Origin of the sequence: Mycobacterium hubeiense (assembly GCF_002838065.1) — a bacterium.
In the GTDB taxonomy this organism is placed as follows: Bacteria; Actinomycetota; Actinomycetes; order Mycobacteriales; family Mycobacteriaceae; genus Mycobacterium; species Mycobacterium hubeiense.
This window is the reverse complement of record NZ_PIZU01000005.1, coordinates 59577-74650: the sequence shown is the minus strand read 5'-3', so window position 1 is coordinate 74650 and position 15074 is coordinate 59577. Positions and strand designations below refer to the sequence as shown.

General features: G+C 65.5%; 18 protein-coding genes, 1 tRNA gene and 2 pseudogenes. 10 read left to right on the top strand and 11 right to left on the bottom strand.

From position 1 onward, the window contains the following. Positions 1–11 precede the first annotated feature (11 nt). The 3 genes from CWS39_RS06140 (at position 12) to fadD1 (ending at position 4027) form a co-directional block, all read left to right on the top strand. On the top strand, positions 12–1175 hold the full coding sequence (locus tag CWS39_RS06140) for a cytochrome P450 (protein WP_199177993.1): 1164 nt from the start codon (positions 12–14) through the stop codon (positions 1173–1175). Beyond that, the gene (locus tag CWS39_RS06135) at positions 1172–2329 is read left to right on the top strand and encodes a Zn-dependent alcohol dehydrogenase (RefSeq protein ID WP_102142011.1); all 1158 of its coding nucleotides are present in this window, start codon (positions 1172–1174) and stop codon (positions 2327–2329) included. Before CWS39_RS06140 ends, CWS39_RS06135 begins: the two co-directional genes overlap by 4 nt. A 117-nt stretch (positions 2330–2446) precedes the next feature. Next, entirely contained in the window at positions 2447–4027 is a 1581-nt protein-coding gene (fadD1, locus tag CWS39_RS06130; RefSeq protein WP_102142010.1) for a fatty-acid--CoA ligase FadD1, read from the top strand. Here fadD1 and CWS39_RS06125 read toward each other — a convergent pair. The 3 genes and pseudogenes from CWS39_RS06125 to CWS39_RS06115 form a co-directional block, all read right to left on the bottom strand. Beyond that, entirely contained in the window at positions 4024–5502 is a 1479-nt protein-coding gene (locus CWS39_RS06125) for an adenylate/guanylate cyclase domain-containing protein (RefSeq protein WP_431306089.1), read from the bottom strand. The genes fadD1 and CWS39_RS06125 overlap by 4 nt on opposite strands. 27 nt (positions 5503–5529) lie before the next feature. After that, positions 5530–6315 carry a spirocyclase AveC family protein gene (locus tag CWS39_RS06120; protein WP_102142009.1) on the bottom strand — a complete coding sequence of 262 codons (786 nt, stop codon included), beginning with the start codon at positions 6313–6315 and terminating at the stop codon, positions 5530–5532. Between the two features lie 118 nt (positions 6316–6433). Then, positions 6434–6937 (bottom strand): annotated as a pseudogene (locus tag CWS39_RS06115) (cytochrome P450); the annotation flags it as partial. Between the two features lie 152 nt (positions 6938–7089). On the opposite strand from CWS39_RS06115, the gene CWS39_RS06110 reads away from it, so the two are divergent. After that, positions 7090–7344 (top strand): DUF6457 domain-containing protein, encoded by a 255-nt coding sequence (locus tag CWS39_RS06110; RefSeq protein WP_102142008.1) that lies wholly within the window; start codon positions 7090–7092, stop codon positions 7342–7344. A gap of 72 nt (positions 7345–7416) precedes the next feature. Continuing rightward, a complete protein-coding gene (locus tag CWS39_RS06105) occupies positions 7417–8055 on the top strand; it encodes a class I SAM-dependent methyltransferase (protein WP_102142007.1) in 639 nt (212 codons plus the stop codon). Here the strand turns inward: CWS39_RS06105 and CWS39_RS06100 are convergent. After that, positions 8045–8491: pseudogene (locus tag CWS39_RS06100) on the bottom strand (nuclear transport factor 2 family protein). The gene CWS39_RS06105 and the pseudogene CWS39_RS06100 overlap by 11 nt on opposite strands. A gap of 75 nt (positions 8492–8566) precedes the next feature. On the opposite strand from CWS39_RS06100, the gene CWS39_RS06095 reads away from it, so the two are divergent. Together CWS39_RS06095 and CWS39_RS06090 are read left to right on the top strand one after the other, a co-directional pair. Next, positions 8567–8782 carry a ribbon-helix-helix domain-containing protein gene (locus CWS39_RS06095; RefSeq protein ID WP_102142006.1) on the top strand — a complete coding sequence of 72 codons (216 nt, stop codon included), beginning with the start codon at positions 8567–8569 and terminating at the stop codon, positions 8780–8782. Further along, positions 8779–9186, top strand: coding sequence for a PIN domain-containing protein (locus tag CWS39_RS06090; protein ID WP_102142005.1), 408 nt, complete (start codon positions 8779–8781; stop codon positions 9184–9186). Before CWS39_RS06095 ends, CWS39_RS06090 begins: the two co-directional genes overlap by 4 nt. 86 nt (positions 9187–9272) lie before the next feature. On the opposite strand, the gene CWS39_RS06085 is transcribed toward CWS39_RS06090, so the two are convergent. Next, positions 9273–9358 (bottom strand) — tRNA-Leu (locus CWS39_RS06085). Between the two features lie 83 nt (positions 9359–9441). Here CWS39_RS06085 and CWS39_RS28835 point away from each other — a divergent pair. Genes CWS39_RS28835 through CWS39_RS06075 form a run of 3 tightly spaced genes read left to right on the top strand, consistent with a single transcriptional unit; the run spans position 9442 to position 10275 of the window. Next, the gene (locus CWS39_RS28835; RefSeq protein ID WP_158240323.1) at positions 9442–9600 is read left to right on the top strand and encodes a hypothetical protein; all 159 of its coding nucleotides are present in this window, start codon (positions 9442–9444) and stop codon (positions 9598–9600) included. After that, complete coding sequence (locus tag CWS39_RS06080) at positions 9581–9943, top strand: hypothetical protein (protein ID WP_102142151.1); 363 nt, start codon at positions 9581–9583, stop codon at positions 9941–9943. The genes CWS39_RS28835 and CWS39_RS06080 overlap by 20 nt, the downstream gene beginning before the upstream one ends. Further along, positions 9940–10275, top strand: coding sequence for a DUF3817 domain-containing protein (locus CWS39_RS06075; RefSeq protein WP_102142004.1), 336 nt, complete (start codon positions 9940–9942; stop codon positions 10273–10275). The genes CWS39_RS06080 and CWS39_RS06075 overlap by 4 nt, the downstream gene beginning before the upstream one ends. Positions 10276–10354: 79 nt before the next feature. Here CWS39_RS06075 and rdgB read toward each other — a convergent pair whose 3' ends face one another. From rdgB to CWS39_RS06045, 6 genes are read right to left on the bottom strand one after another with little or no spacing between them, the layout of a single operon-like run. Further along, on the bottom strand, positions 10355–10957 hold the full coding sequence (rdgB, locus tag CWS39_RS06070; RefSeq protein ID WP_102142003.1) for an RdgB/HAM1 family non-canonical purine NTP pyrophosphatase: 603 nt from the start codon (positions 10955–10957) through the stop codon (positions 10355–10357). Then, complete coding sequence (gene rph, locus CWS39_RS06065) at positions 10954–11736, bottom strand: ribonuclease PH (RefSeq protein ID WP_102142002.1); 783 nt, start codon at positions 11734–11736, stop codon at positions 10954–10956. The genes rdgB and rph overlap by 4 nt, the downstream gene beginning before the upstream one ends. A gap of 9 nt (positions 11737–11745) precedes the next feature. Then, positions 11746–12516 carry a cyclic nucleotide-degrading phosphodiesterase gene (locus CWS39_RS06060; RefSeq protein WP_102142150.1) on the bottom strand — a complete coding sequence of 257 codons (771 nt, stop codon included), beginning with the start codon at positions 12514–12516 and terminating at the stop codon, positions 11746–11748. Positions 12517–12574: 58 nt separating this feature from the next. After that, complete coding sequence (gene murI / locus CWS39_RS06055) at positions 12575–13399, bottom strand: glutamate racemase (RefSeq protein WP_102142001.1); 825 nt, start codon at positions 13397–13399, stop codon at positions 12575–12577. Then, positions 13396–14043 carry a rhomboid family intramembrane serine protease gene (locus CWS39_RS06050; protein WP_102142000.1) on the bottom strand — a complete coding sequence of 216 codons (648 nt, stop codon included), beginning with the start codon at positions 14041–14043 and terminating at the stop codon, positions 13396–13398. The genes murI and CWS39_RS06050 overlap by 4 nt, the downstream gene beginning before the upstream one ends. Continuing rightward, positions 14034–14996, bottom strand: a complete 963-nt coding sequence (locus CWS39_RS06045) for a cysteine synthase (protein WP_102141999.1) — start codon at positions 14994–14996, stop codon at positions 14034–14036. The genes CWS39_RS06050 and CWS39_RS06045 overlap by 10 nt, the downstream gene beginning before the upstream one ends. Between the last annotated feature and the right edge of the window lie 78 nt (positions 14997–15074).

The window sequence follows — 15074 nt, the reverse complement described above, 5'->3', positions numbered from 1 at the left end:
TCGCTCTGGACATGTCCGGAGACCCGTATCCGTTCTTCGAGTACAAGCGCAAGACCGAGCCCGTGTGGCGGGGCACGATCATGGACCACTCCATGGCGCCCCCGGAGATGGTGCCCGACGAGGAGTGGACGCTGTTCGACTACGACAGCGTGTTCGCGGCGTTCCGCAACGACGAGGTGTTCGGCTCGCACGGTTACGACCAGACAATCGGTCTGGTGATCGGCCCGACCATCCTGGCCATGCACGGCAAGCAGCATCACGACCATCGAAGCCTGGTGGCCAAGGCCTTTCGGGCCAGTGCGCTCGAGCGCTGGGAACCCAGCGTCATCGACCCGATCTGCGACGCGCTGGTCGACGAGATCCGCGACGCCGGGCAGGCGGACCTCGTCAAGGCGGTGACATTCGAGTTCCCGACGCGCGTGACGGCCGCGCTGCTCGGCCTGCCGTCCGACGATCTCGAGCTGTTCCGGCGGCTGTCGTTCGACCTGATCTCGATCTCGGTCGACATCGAGGCCGGCCTGCGCGCATCCGTCGAGCTGCACGATTACTTCCTCGAGCAGGTCGAGCAGCGCCGCCGCACGATGACCGACGACATCATCGGGGACCTGGTCGCCGCCGAGATCGACGGCGAAAAGCTCACCGACGACGCGATCATCTCGTTCCTGCGCCTACTGTTGCCCGCCGGTCTGGAGACCACGTACCGGTCGTCGGGCAATCTGCTGTATCTGCTGTTGACGCATCCGGATCAGCTGCGCGCGGTACAGCAAGACCGCGGCCTGATACCTGCGGCCATCGAGGAAGCGTTGCGTTACGAGACGCCGCTGGTCAGCGTTCCGCGGACGACGACGCGTGACGTGGTCATGCACGGAACGACGATTCCGGCCGGCGCTCAGGTCAACCTGTGTACCGGATCGGCCAACCGCGACGAAACCCGCTGGGCCGAGCCCAATACCTTCGACATCCACCGGCCGCGGCACGCACACATCGCGTTCGCCGGGGGCATTCACATGTGTCTGGGCATGCACCTCGCACGAGTGGAGACGCGGGCGATGCTGACCAGCCTCTTCGACCGGGTCACGGATCTGGAGTTGGCGGCCGACGACGACGTCGGGATCGTCGGGCTGACGTTCCGCTCGCCCAACAAATTGCCGGTGACGTTCCGTCCGGCCTCATGAGGAGCCGCGCGGCGATCCTGCACGACGTCGGCGGGCCGTGGTCGGTGGAGGACATCGAGCTCGATCCACCACGCGCGGGTGAAGTGCTCGTCGAAATGGCGGCGGCGGGCTTGTGCCACTCCGACGACCACATTCTGCGTGGCGATATGTCGGTGTCCAACGAGGTGGCCCGCGAATTCGGGTTGACGCCGATGTTCCCGCTGATCGGTGGCCACGAAGGCTCGGGTGTCGTCCTCGAAGTCGGCGACGGGGTAACGGATTTCGCGGCGGGCGACCACGTCGTGATGTCGTTCGTCGCGGTGTGCGGACGGTGCCGGTGGTGCGCGTCGGGCATGGAGTACCTCTGCGACTACGGCGCCCAGACGATGGCGCCGGGTATGCCGGCCGATCAGACGTTCCGGCACCACACCGCCAACGGCACCCCGCTCGGGCATCTCGCCAAGGTCGGGGCGTTCGCGAATCACACTGTGGTGTCGGTGAACTCGCTGGTGAAGATCGACCCGCACCTGCCGCTGGTGCCCAGCGCGTTGCTGTCGTGTGCGATCCCGACGGGCTACGGTTCGGCGGCTCACCGCGCGAACGTGCGCGGCGGCGACACCGTCGTCGTCATCGGCGCCGGCGGCATCGGCACCGCCGCGATTCAGGGCGCGCGGATCAACGGCGCCGCGCAGATCGTCGCGGTGGATCCCGTCGAGTTCAAGCGGAAGGCCGCGCTCGGATTCGGTGCCACGCACAGTGTCGCGTCGACGGAGGAGGCGGCCGACCTGGTGCGCGACCTGACCTATGGGGTGATGGCCGACAGTGTGGTCGTCGCGCCGTCGCTGATCACCGGTGACGACGTGCACGCCGCCCTGCAGCTGACGCGCAAGGGCGGGACGTGTGTGCTCACCGGAATGAGCGCGCAGACAACACGGTCGGTCAAGATCGCGTTGCAGGACTTCATCCTGTGGAACAAGAATCTGGTCGGCACGGTGTTCGGGTCGTGCAATCCGCGCTCGGATATCGCCCGGTTGGCACGTCTCTACCAATCCGGACAGCTTCAGCTGGATGAGATGATTACCAAACGCTATCGGCTCGACGACATCAACGACGCCTACGCCGACCTGCTCAACGGCGAAATCATCCGCGGGGTCATCGATTTCGGCCTTGACTAGCCCCCTGGACCGTCGAATTCTGCACGAGGGTCGTACATTCGATGATCACAGCCCTCGTGCAAAACTCGGTGTGGCGGCTCAGCGTCACCGCGCTAGCGATGTGGGCAAAATAGCAAGATGACGGCCGACACCATCCAGCAACTGCTCCGGCAACACGCGTCCAGGGATGCCGTAGCGGTGAAGTACGGCGACCAGACCTGGACATGGCGCGAGCACATCCGCGACGCGTCGGCCCGTGCCGCCGCACTACTCACGCTCGCCGACCATGACCGGCCTCTGCACGTCGGTGTGCTGCTGGGCAACACCCCCGAGTTCCTCAACCAGATGGCGGCCGCGGGCCTGGGCGGATATGTGCTCGTCGGGCTCAACACCACCCGCCGGTGGGACGCGCTGGCCGCCGATATCCGCCGGGCCGACTGCCAGATCGTCGTGACGGACGCCGAACACCGGGACCTGCTGGACGGCCTGGACCTCGACGGGGTACGCGTCATCGACTCGTCGAGCGACGAGTGGGCCCGCCTCGTCTCAGCCGCGCCGGAGTTGACGCCGTATCGCGAGGCCGAGCCGATGGACACCTACATGTTGATTTTCACGTCGGGCACCAGCGGTGACCCCAAACCCGTCCGGGTATCGCATTTCATGGTGAGGATGTCGGGCGAGGCGCTGGTGGCGCGGTTCGACGTCACCGGCGATGACACCTGCTATCTGTCCATGCCGCTGTTTCACTCCAATGCGCTGGTCGCCGGATGGGGTGTGGCCGTCGCGACCGGCGCGGCCATGGCACCGGCGAAGTTCTCGGCATCCCGCTTCTTGGACGACGTTCGCCGTTATGGCGCAACATACATGAACTACGTCGGAAAGCCGCTGGCCTACATATTGGCCACGCCCGAGCAACCTGACGACGCCGACAATCCGTTGCGCGTCGCATTCGGCAACGAGGCGAGCGATCGCGATATCGAAGAATTCCAACGGAGATTCGGCTGCATCGTCTGGGATGGTTTCGGCTCCACCGAGAACGCCGTCATCATCACTCGGGAGCCGGGAACACCGAAAGGCTCACTGGGCAAAGGATATCCGGGCGTGGCGATCTACAACCCGGACACGGTGACGGAGTGCCCGCCGGCACGGTTCGACGAGAACGGTGCGCTGATCAACGCCGACGAGGCGGTCGGCGAGCTGGTCAACACTTCGGGCAGCGGGTATTTCACCGGTTACTACAAGGCCGACGATGCGACCGCCGAACGCATGCGGCACGGCATGTACTGGTCGGGTGACCTGGCGTATCGCGACGAAGACGGCTGGATCTACCTCGCGGGCCGCAGCGGAGACTGGATGCGCGTCGACGGGGAGAACATGGCGGCGGCCCCGATCGAGCGAATCCTGGTGCGGTTGCCCGATATCAACCAGGTCGCGGTCTATCCGGTGCCCGACGAGCACGTCGGCGACCAGATCATGGCCGCGATCGTGCTCAACGACGGCGCCACACTGGATCCGGCCGCATTCGAGGCATTCCTTGCCGCGCAACGGGATTTGTCGCCCAAGGCCTGGCCGAGGTACGTCCGCATCGCCGCCAGCCTACCCACCACCGCGACGCACAAGGTGCTCAAGCGTGAACTGGCCGCGCAGGGACCCACCGCAGGAGATGGTGAGCTGTGGGTCCGCGAACCGCGCGGGACCCGTTACGAGAGAGCTGGTTAGACCGTCGGCGCGAAGATGCTTGTTGCTTCGGCGCGGCCCCGCAGCACCGTCGTACCCTGCGCGGCCCACCGCTCGCGTTCCGCCGGATCGGCGCGATCGACCGCCGCCGCCGAACACAGAATCCGCCGCTCTGAGGTCTTGGCCAGGTCGGCCAGCCTCGCCGCCTCGTTGACGGGATCGCCGATCACCGTGTATTCGTAGCGGTTTTCGGCGCCGATGTTGCCAGCGAAGATTCGGCCCGCCGAGACACCGATGCCGAAGTCGACCGTCGGTAGCTGCTGCAGCTGGCCGGCCAGGCTGCGTGCGGTCGCCAGTGCCGCCGCTGCCGCATCGGTAGTCCGCAGCGGCACCCCGAACACCGCGAGTGCGGCGTCGCCCTGAAACTTGTTGATCAGTCCCTGGTGTTCGTCGACGGCACTGACGACGATGCGGAAGAATTCGTTGAGCACGTCAGCGACCTCTTGCGGCGCGCGACTCTGCGCCAGCGCCGTGGAGCCCACCAGATCGATGAACAGGATTGCGGCTTCCTGTACATCCCCTGTCAGCGACGCGCCCTCGTCGATGGCGCGACGGGCGACGTCCACACCGACGTGGCGGCCGAACAGATCGCGCAGTCGCTCGCGTTCGGCCAGCCCCGCGACCATCCGATTGAATCCACTTTGCAGTCGGCCGATTTCGGAGCGCTCGACCACGTCGACGTACGTGTCGATCCGACCTTGTTCGACCTCGGCCATCGCGTCGACGACCTCGCCGATCGGCTCGGAGATGGATCGCGACGTCAAGATCATCGTCGGCAGTCCGAGAAGCACCGCCGCGAGTGACACCACCAGCACGGCGCCCTCGATGGACGCAGTCTGCGGGATGAGCCAGCCCTTGGATCGCACAAAGACAAGGGCGACAATGACAGCGGAAGGCAGTGCGCTGCACAGGACCCACAGCAGAACCAGCCGGGCCAACACGCCCGGTGCGGTGACCACGCCTTCCGAGCTGTGTGACGCGGCGACGATGATCGGGCGCACGACGCGCTGAGTCACCAGAAGACCGATTCCGGCCGCGGCGGATCCACCGAACACGACGCCGAAGAGGGTCGGCACCGCAATGGAAACCCCACCATCAAGATTCATCAGAACCGAGATCGCCCCACTGACGAACCACGTCGCCGCGAGGAGTGCGGACTGGCGGCCGAGCAGTTTCATCGCCACTCGACGCTGACGCGGATCCGGCGCGTGCCCGGGAACGAACCACCGCAATGTCGGGGCAATGTTCAGCGCTCCGCCCACCGCCACCACAATGGTTCCGACGACGACCAGCACGACTGAGATGATCACGTTCGCGGTGCTGAAGTAGGCGGCCGCTCCCCCGAGCGCCTCGCCGCCCAGCGGTATCAAAATTGCGACCGCTGCGGCGACGGACAACAGATATGCGAGCACCAGCCAGCTTGAATACTGAACCGTCAGCTTGCTGACCCTGCTCACATGAACACGGTAGCGGTGGGGCCCCGCCTATCTGGGCTGGTTCGGCACACCCGGGAACAACTGCTCCGATGGGCCTGAGGTCACCCAACCGCCCAGTTTCGTGGCGAGGTGGGGCGCGAAAACAGCACCGTACAAGACATTTCCGATGACGATGACAGAGGCGACGGATACGACTGCCGATTGCAGACGGGTCTTCGACACCTTGTCGGACCACATCTCGATGACATTTCGGCCCTGGGAGTCCGTCCTCCCGAGCAGGTAGGTGAACACCATCATCTGCACACCCATCGCGATGGCGTCGTAGATCGGGTACTGATGCTTGGTCCCCTCGAAGATCGCCAACCCTGGGATCACATAGCCGTAGTGGAAGACACCGAGCTGCGCTCCGATGACCGCGTTGAAGAACAGCGCCCAGCAGAAGCCGACGACAAGACCGACGGTCAACAGGGTTGTAGGTCTGCGCACGTTGAACCGCGCACTGATCCATCGCCCGAGCGCTGCTCCGATCACCGCGGGCAGAACAAAGTAGGAGACGTAGCCGACGGGCACCGACGACGGCAGCCCACCCCACGTCATGTTCAACGGCCACCAGGACGGCATGCGGGGCAGCGCGGGCGGGAACTGCGCGTACATCGCCCAGTCGTAGGGTGCCTCGATCCAGGAGAACGAGATCGCCGAGATACACAGCAGCAGTAGGGGATGCAGTCGGCCGCGGCGAATGCTCAGGTACACGCCGATCGCGGTGAACAGGATGCCGCCGCCCCAGCCGAAGATCACCGCCGCCGTCAGCAACGGCGTCAGCTCGGTGCTCACTGGTCGCGCTCGTGGCCGCGGGCTTCGGGGTCGAAGTAGATCACCAGACCGAATATGAGCACGATCAGTCCGAACAGCGTGCCGAGCATGATGAGTTGGCCCACAACAACTTCCCTTCTCAACCGACCGGTGTGAACGTTATGTGCAGTTCACTGAGCCCGCGCATGATGAAAGTCGGCTCGTAGGTGTAGCGGCGGTCCCCTGACGGGCCGTGGTGCTCGGTGGAGATGGTGATGTCACGCATCCGGTCGAGGATCCTGTTCAGGGAGATCCGGCCCTCTGCTCGAGCCAACGGCGCACCTGGACAGGAGTGAACGCCCCGGATGAAGGCGATCTGCTCGCGCACGTTCGGTCGATCGGGGCGGAACATGTTGGGATCAGGGAACTTCCGTTCGTCCCGATTGCACGCACCGGGAAGAAGCATGACCGTCGTGCCCGCAGGCACCTTGACATCTCCGATGGTGGTGGTCGTGCGAGCCATCCGGAAGTGCGCCTTGACCGGGCTTTCCATCCGCAATGTCTCTTCAAGGAAGGCCGGGATCGTGCTGCGGTCGTCGCGCAGTTGCGCCTCGAAACCCGGGTTGTCTCCGATGATCCGAACCGCCGAACTGACCAGCCTTGTGACCTCGAACGGGGAAGTTCCACGGCACGATCGCCCCGACCACACCAGGTTGCCTCTGATGTCGCCGTACTTCGCCATTTTTAGTATTTATGACCAATTTGGCCTTCTGGGCACACGAGGCACGATAGGGACAGGATCACCCGGGAGGAACCATGGACAACTGGATCGACGAGCTCGCCCGCACCCTTGGCGAGGAGCCACTGACGCCTGCAGAAACCAGCCGCCTGCTCGATGCCGCGCGCGATGTCGCCCACCGAGTGGAGCGCAAGTTCACTCCACTGTCGACGTTCGTGGTCGGTTGCGCCGTTGGACGCCAACTCGCCGGCGGCGCGGACCGGATGGAAACGCTCACCTCGACGTTGGCCCAGCTGGAGTCCTTACTGCCGGAAGAAGCGTCGGATCACTAATCCCGTACGTGTTGGGCTCGTGGGATTTTGGTCGGCCTCGACTGCAACGCTCAAGGAAAGCAGGATGGTGGCATGAGGACGGAACGAGGCAGAGCGTTCAACACCGCGGTCACAAGATTCTGGAGTGTGGCCGCTCCGCTCTACGACACCGGCTTTGTGCAACGTTGGGCATACCGTCCGCCGCAGGACGAGATCATCGGTGCGCTACGTAAGCACGGTTCTCGCCGGGTTGCCGATATCGGCTGCGGCACAGGAATTCTTGCGGATCGCATCCAACGCGAATTGCATCTCGACGAGGTCTACGGGGTCGACATGTCGGACGGGATGCTGGCCCAGGCCCGAGCACGCTCGTCGACGGTGCAATGGTTGAAGGCGCCGGCGGAGCAGCTCCCCTTCGAGGACGGCGCCCTCGATGCCGTCGTGACGACCTCGGCGTTTCACTTCTTCGACCAGCCCGCGGCACTGCGCGAATTCCACCGCGTGCTCGTGCCCGGAGGATTCGCAGCGGTCGCGGCGATCAGCCCGTCGCTCCCCTATCCGCTGGAACGCCTCTCGGCCAGCCTGCGCAATCCCGCGCACAACCCGTCGCCGGCGGAGGTGCGGGCACTGTTCGAAGAAGCCGGGTTGGCCGTCGACGACCAGCACCCCGTCCGTCGACCGATCTGGACGCGGTGGGCCTCGGACGTGATCACCGTCGGGGTCAAGGTGTAGGACGCGCCATCGTCGAATCGGGCGCATGCCAGTCCGTCGATACGAACCGGCTCTGGATCAACCAGTCCTCGCCGAGCGGGACGAACACGTCGCGGTAGCGGCCGAAGTGGTCGAGCCCGATCTCGGTGAACACGGTGAAGTATGACGAGACATCGGCCCGGTGGCGGGTCACCGCGGTGAACCGGATGTTGGTCACGTTGTGCCGCACAATGCGTTTGACCGTGCTTGTCGACGACGCCGGTTGCTCGGTGACGCCGCCGAGAAACTGTGCGATCGCGGCGCGGCCACGAGCCGTCGTCAAGCCGCGCACCTCGAGTTCGCCGTCAACTCAGAACGCTTGCGTCAGGTCTTCGATGCGGCCCGCGTCGCCCGACCAGTTGTAGCGGGCGAGGGTATCGCGGATGCGTTCGCGGGCGATCAGCTCCCACATCTCCATCGCGGCAACCTTACTGCGGGAAGGGTCTATTAGCTGCGGCGGTATGTATAGTGCCACCGGTGGTACCATATATACGTGGACAAGACGACGATCTACCTGCCTGAAGACCTCAAGACGGCAGTGAAGCGCGCCGCTAGACAACGCGGAGTATCCGAAGCTGAGGTCATCCGCGAATCCATCCGCGCGGGAGTCGGTAGTGCCAAACCACGGCCGCGGGGCGGCCTCTACACCGGCAAGCAGCCAATCGCCCGCCGCGTTGATGAGCTCCTCGACGGCTTCGGTGAGCGGTGATCATCGACACCAGTGCGCTTCTCGCCTATTTCGATGCCGGCGAACCTGATCATGACGCAGTCGCGCGAGTCATCGATGGAAACGAGGACCCGCTCGTAATCTCGCCGTACGTGGTCGCCGAACTCGACTATCTCGTCGCTACTCGCGTTGGCGTAGATGCGAAACTCGCAGTGCTGGGTGAATTGTCCAGTGGCGCATGGGAATTAGCCGCCATAGGCGGCTCGGACCTAGAGCTTGCCGCCTCGGTGGTCAAGAAGTATCGCGACCAGAACATCGGAGTGGCAGATGCGTCGAACGTCGTACTGGCGGATCGATACCAAACTCGAACCATCGTCACCCTCGACCGCCGGCATTTCGAAGTATTGCGCCCACTGCGAGGCGGCCGGTTCATCGTCGTTCCGTGACGCTATGGGGGAATCGCGCAGCCACTCTCGCCGGCGCGTCAGCGTGTGTTGACGCGGGGAGCCGCACACATTGGGACCTCTGGGCATGGTGCGGGCGGAGGGATTCGAACCCCCACGCTCTTTCGAGCAATGGCACCTAAAGCCATCGTGTCTGCCGTTCCACCACGCCCGCAAGCCCAACGATCGTACCGCTTCCGACGTCGACGAAATCTGTCGGTGGCGCCGCATAACTTGTGTTCAACGACGGGGGCGGACGTGCGGTCGGCAGAGGAATTCAACGAAGTGCAACGCCTCATCGCCGCCGACATGACCGACGGCGCGATCTACCGCAAGGCCGCGACCGCCCGGTTGGACGAGTTCGTCGGTCCAAAAGCCATCGCGGTACCGTTGAATGGTGTCCACTACACGGCGTAGGAGACCAGCGCTCGTCGCGCTGGTAATCGTTGCCGCTGCCGGCTGCCTCGCCTTGGCCTGGTGGCAGTGGACCCGCTTCGAGTCGACGTCGGGCAGCTTCCAGAACCTCGGCTACGCCCTGCAATGGCCGCTATTCGCCGGGTTCTGCGTCTACGCCTACTACAAGTTCGTCCGCTACGAAGAGGCCCCGCCCGAGCCGCACAAGCCCGACACCGTCACCGAAATCCCTCAAGACCTACTGCCCGAACGGCCCAAGCCCTCAACCCATTCCGATGACGATCCCACCCTCCGCGAGTACAACGCCTACCTCGCCGAGCTGGCCAAGAAAGACAAGGAACAGTGACCGAAACCCCGACCACTACCCCCGTCGAAACCATCCGCAAGGCCCTGCTCGGCTACCGCGTGCTGGCCTGGACAACCGGTATCTGGCTCATCGCCCTGTGCTACGAGATGGTGATGAAGTACGGATTCGGCGTGGAGGGCCTGAACTGGATCGCCGTCGTGCACGGCTGGGTGTACTTCATCTACCTGCTGTTCGCTGCCAACCTCGCGGTGAAGGTGCGCTGGCCCATCGGCAAGACCATCGGCGTGCTGCTCGCCGGGACGATCCCGCTGCTCGGCATCATCGTCGAGCACTTCCGCACCAAGGAAATCAAGCAGCAGTTCAACCTGTAGCGGCCTTGACTGTGCGATTTCATCCGCACGCCACGGCGCGTCGCGTATGAAACCGCACAGTCGGCGCCAAGGCGCAAAATCAGCCCGCGAGCTCCCGCAGCGCCGGTACCAGCAGCCGCAACGCCCGCCCCCGATGCGACACCGCGTCCTTCTCGGACGGGCTCAGCTCGGCAGCCGTGCGCGATGACCCTGCAGGCAAGAACACCGGGTCATAACCGAACCCGCCCTCACCGCGCGGCTCACGCACGATGCTGCCCTGCCACTCGCCGCGCACCACGACCTCCCCGGCCGAGGACACCAGCGCGCATGCCGACACGAACGCCGCACCCCGACGCTCCGAAGGCACATCCGACAGCTGCGCCAGCAACAACGCCGTATTCGCCGCATCATCGCCATGCCGACCGCACCACCGCGCCGACAACACCCCCGGCATCCCGTTCAGCGCGTCCACCGACAGCCCGGAATCGTCGGCCACCGACGGCAGCCCCGTAGCACGAAATGCGTCCCGCGCCTTGGCCAATGCGTTCTCTTCAAACGTGGCCCCCGTCTCCGGCGCCTCGTCGAACGGCGGCACGTCGTCCAGCGACAACAGCGTCAACCCCGAAACACCGGCAGCCATGAGCACCCGGTGCAGTTCGGCCAGCTTCTTAGAGTTCCGGCTGGCGACCAAAAGAGAGGTCAGCTTCCGAACGCCTTCTTCGGCGGCTCCGACGACTCCGGCAGCACCCCCGGATACGGCAACTCCAGCGCCTTACGCTGCACCTCGAACAGCTTGTCGCACGCGGCCAGCGCCACGTCGAGCATCTTGTCCAGCGTCGAGCGCGCGAACGTCGCCCCCTCGCCCGTGCCCTGAATCTCCACCAGCGTGCCGGTATCCGTCGCGACGACGTTCATGTCGACCTCGGCACGCGCGTCCTCCGAATACGGCAGGTCCACCCGGATGCGTCCGTCGACCACGCCGACGGACACCGCCGCGATCGCACACGACAGCGGCCGCGGATCTGACAACCGGCCCGCCGCCGACAACCACGTCACCGCATCCGCCAGCGCGACATACGCGCCCGTGATCGCCGCCGTGCGCGTGCCGCCGTCGGCCTGTAGCACGTCGCAGTCGAGCGCGATGGTGTTCTCCCCCAACGCGCCCAAATCGATGCACGCTCGCAGCGACCGCCCGATCAGCCGGCTGATCTCCTGAGTCCGCCCGCCGATGCGCCCCTTGACCGACTCTCGATCGGACCGCTCGTGGGTCGCGGCGGGCAACATCGCATATTCGGCGGTGAGCCAGCCCTGGCCCGACCCCTTACGCCAGCGCGGCACGCCCTCGGTGACGCTCGCCGTGCACATGACGCGGGTCTGGCCGAACTCCACCAGCACGGAGCCGGCCGGATGTGAGGTGAAACCGCGGGTGATGACTACCGGACGCAGCTCGTCATCGAGCCGCCCGTCTTCTCGACTGGACACTCGCCAACCCTAACGGGTGACGTTGATGGTTTCCCCGCACGTCACCGCGTGCACCGGTCCGTCGAACTCCGCTTTGGCCTCGCTGATCACGTCCTCGCGTGACGTCCACGGCGGAATGTGGGTCAGCAGCAGTTCGGAAACGCCCGCGGCGGCAGCGGCCATCCCGGCCTCGGTGCCCGACAGGTGCAGCTTGGGCGGCCGGTCCGGCGAATGCGTCCACGACGCTTCGCACAGGAAAATGTCGGCGCCGCGGGCCAGTTCGATCAGCGCATCGCAGTAGCCGGTGTCGCCGCTGTACACCAACGTCGCACCCGACGGATCGGTGATGCGCATCCCGTAGGACTCGGTCGGGTGACACACCAACCGCGATTCGACCGTCAACGACCCGATCTGTACGGACTGCTTGTCGGCCCAGTGCCGGATCTCGAAGATGTCGGAGAAATCGTCGATCTCACCGCCCTCGGGCGACGACGCCGCACCCAGCCGGGCCCATGTGTTGGCCGGGCCGTACATCACCCCTCGCTTCTTTGCTGGCGACGGGTGATAGCGCCGCCAGACAAATAAGCCCGGCAGGTCCAGAAAATGGTCGGCGTGCAAATGCGAAAGCAGGATATGCACGTCGTTCGGATCGGCGTAGCGCTGCAGCGCGCCGAGCACCCCGGGGCCGAAATCGATCACCAAAGGGGGCGTATCGGGGGCGTGGACGAGATAGCCCGAAGCTGGCGAATCAGGACCGACGACGCTGCCGGTGCAACCGAGGACGGTGATTCGCACGCACACTAGCTTGCCATGCTCGACATTCACATGCCGAAAACATCACTCCATTGGGCGACCAACGTCATGTTTGGGCGGCGACGTGACGTTTGACGGGCCGAACACCATCAAGCGTCGGCCCGAGAAATCGGGCCGCCAATGTGGTGAACGCCTCAGGATCGCCGGTGGCCTCGAACTGCCGACGGGCGGGCGGTGCATCGTGCGGCCGCAGAAGGTCCAATTCGGTGAGCACTCGCAGCAAATCCTTCGCGGTCTCCTCGGCACTGGACACCAGCGTGACGTTCTCGCCCATCGCCAACTGGATCAGACCGGACAGCATCGGGTAGTGCGTACAGCCCAGCACCAGCGTGTCCACCTCGGCGCGCTGCAGCGGCTCCAGATAACCCTCCGCCAGCCCCAGCACCTGCCGCCCGCTGGTCACCCCGCGCTCCACGAAGTCGACGAACCGCGGGCACGCCACGCCGATCACCTCGGTGTCACGCGCCGCGGCGAACGCATCCTGATATGCCCCCGACGCGATCGTCGCCGCGGTGCCGATCACGCCGATACGGCCATTGCGCGTGGTGGCCACCGCCCGGCGCACCGCGGGCAGGATGACCTCGACGACGGGCACCGGCGCGTAGCGCTCGCGGGCATCGCGCAGGCAGGCCGACGACGCGGTGTTGCACGCGATCACCAAGGCCTTGACGCCGCGCGCCACCAGGTCATCACCGATCGCGAGCGCGTGCGCGCGAACCTCCGGGATGGTCAGCGGCCCGTACGGCCCGTTGGCGGTGTCGCCGACGTAGATGATGTCCTCGTCGGGCAGTTGATCGATGATCGCCCGGGCCACCGTGAGCCCGCCGACGCCGGAATCGAAGATCCCGACGGGCGCCAACCGGTCGCTCACGACGTCAGATATGGCTGGACCCCGCGTTTGCGCGATTCCCGGGCCTTGCGCTCAGGCCCGGACAGCACATAGGCGGCGATGACGCCGGCGATCGCACCACACAGATGCCCCTGCCACGACACCCCGAACGTTCCCGGCAGCACGCCGAGCAGGATGCTGCCGTAGACGAACAGCACGATCACCCCGACGACGATCTCCCACGCCTTGCGGGTGAAGAACCCGAACACGATCAAAAATGTCAGCCAACCGAAGATCAGGCCGGACGCGCCGATGTGGTTGGTCTCGACGCCGTACGGCGCGCCGACGTTGCCGATCAGCCAGGTGCCGAAGCCGCCGACGATCCAGACGATCGCGCTGGCGAAGATGAACCGGGACAGCCCGGCCAGCGTCATCAGGAAGCCCAGCACCAGCGCCGGACCCGTGTTCGCGAGCAGGTGCTGCCAGTTGGAATGCAACAACGGCGCGAAGATGATGCCCGTCAACCCGTCGGTCTCCAGCGGGCGGATGCCGTTGTGGTCCAGGTTGTGCCCGGTCAGGTTGTCCCACAGTTCGATGACGTACAGCAGCACGACGAAGCTGACGATCGTGATGCCGCCGACCATCCACGCGGGTCGCTTCTTCGGCTCCTGAGCTGTCATGCCCATAGCTGCCCTTCCAGAGCGTCTTCGGCTTCGTCCAGGCTACCGGCGTAGGCACCGGTCGACAGATACTTCCAACCGGCGTCGGCCACCACGAACGCGATGTCGGCCCGCTCTCCCGCCTTGACCGCCTTGGCCGCCATCCCCAGTGCGGCGTGCAGGACAGCGCCCGTCGAGATGCCCGCGAAGATGCCCTCCTGCTGCACCAGTTCGCGGGTGCGTTTGATGGCCTCGTAGGAGCCGACCGAGTAGCGGGTGGTCAGCACGTCGGGGTCATACAGCTCGGGGATGAAGCCCTCGTCGATGTTGCGCAGCGCGTAGACGCCCTCGCCGTAGCGCGGCTCGGCGGCCACGATCTGGATGTCGGGCACCTTTTCGCGCAGATACCGGCCGGTGCCCATCAGCGTGCCCGTCGTGCCCAGTCCGGCGACGAAGTGGGTGATCTCCGGCAGGTCTGCGAACAGCTCGGGGCCGGTGCCCTCGTAGTGCGACAGCGTGTTGGCCGGGTTGCCGTACTGGTACAGCATCACCCACGACGGGTTTTGTGCGGCAAGCTCTTTGGCGTGCGCGACGGCGGTGTTGGAGCCGCCCTCGGCGGGCGAGTAGATGATGCGCGCGCCGTAGAGCTCGAGCAGCTGCCGTCGCTCGATGGAGGTGTTCTCCGGCATCACGCAGATCAACTGGTAGCCCTTGAGCAGGGCCGCCATTGCCAGGGATATCCCGGTGTTGCCGCTGGTGGGCTCGAGGATCGTCGCGCCAGGCTTCAACAGCCCGTCGCGCTCGGCCTGCTCGATCATCCGCAGCGCGGGCCGGTCCTTGATGGAGCCCGTCGGGTTGCGGTCCTCGAGCTTGGCCCACAGCCGCACATGAGGCTCGTCGTCCCAGCGCGGTGAGAGCCGCTGCAGCCCGACCAGTGGCGTGTTGCCCAGGGCCTGCAGCAGCGAGTCGTACCGGGTCATGCGACGCCCGCCCCACTCGGCGCGTCGAGACTGTCGTTAGCGGGCGAAAGTGCGAGTAGAGGCCTCGATAACAACAGT

Bases quoted from the DNA above. Each gene is read 5' to 3' on its own strand.
- CWS39_RS06140 (WP_199177993.1), top strand. From the start codon at position 12: ATGTCCGGAGACCCGTATCCGTTCTTCGAGTACAAGCGCAAGACCGAG.
- fadD1 (WP_102142010.1), top strand. From the start codon at position 2,447: ATGACGGCCGACACCATCCAGCAACTGCTCCGGCAACACGCGTCCAGG.
- CWS39_RS06105 (WP_102142007.1), top strand. From the start codon at position 7,417: ATGAGGACGGAACGAGGCAGAGCGTTCAACACCGCGGTCACAAGATTC.
- CWS39_RS06050 (WP_102142000.1), bottom strand. From the start codon at position 14,043: ATGGGCATGACAGCTCAGGAGCCGAAGAAGCGACCCGCGTGGATGGTC.
- CWS39_RS06110 (WP_102142008.1), top strand. From the start codon at position 7,090: ATGGACAACTGGATCGACGAGCTCGCCCGCACCCTTGGCGAGGAGCCA.
- CWS39_RS06135 (WP_102142011.1), top strand. From the start codon at position 1,172: ATGAGGAGCCGCGCGGCGATCCTGCACGACGTCGGCGGGCCGTGGTCG.
- CWS39_RS06045 (WP_102141999.1), bottom strand. From the start codon at position 14,996: ATGACCCGGTACGACTCGCTGCTGCAGGCCCTGGGCAACACGCCACTG.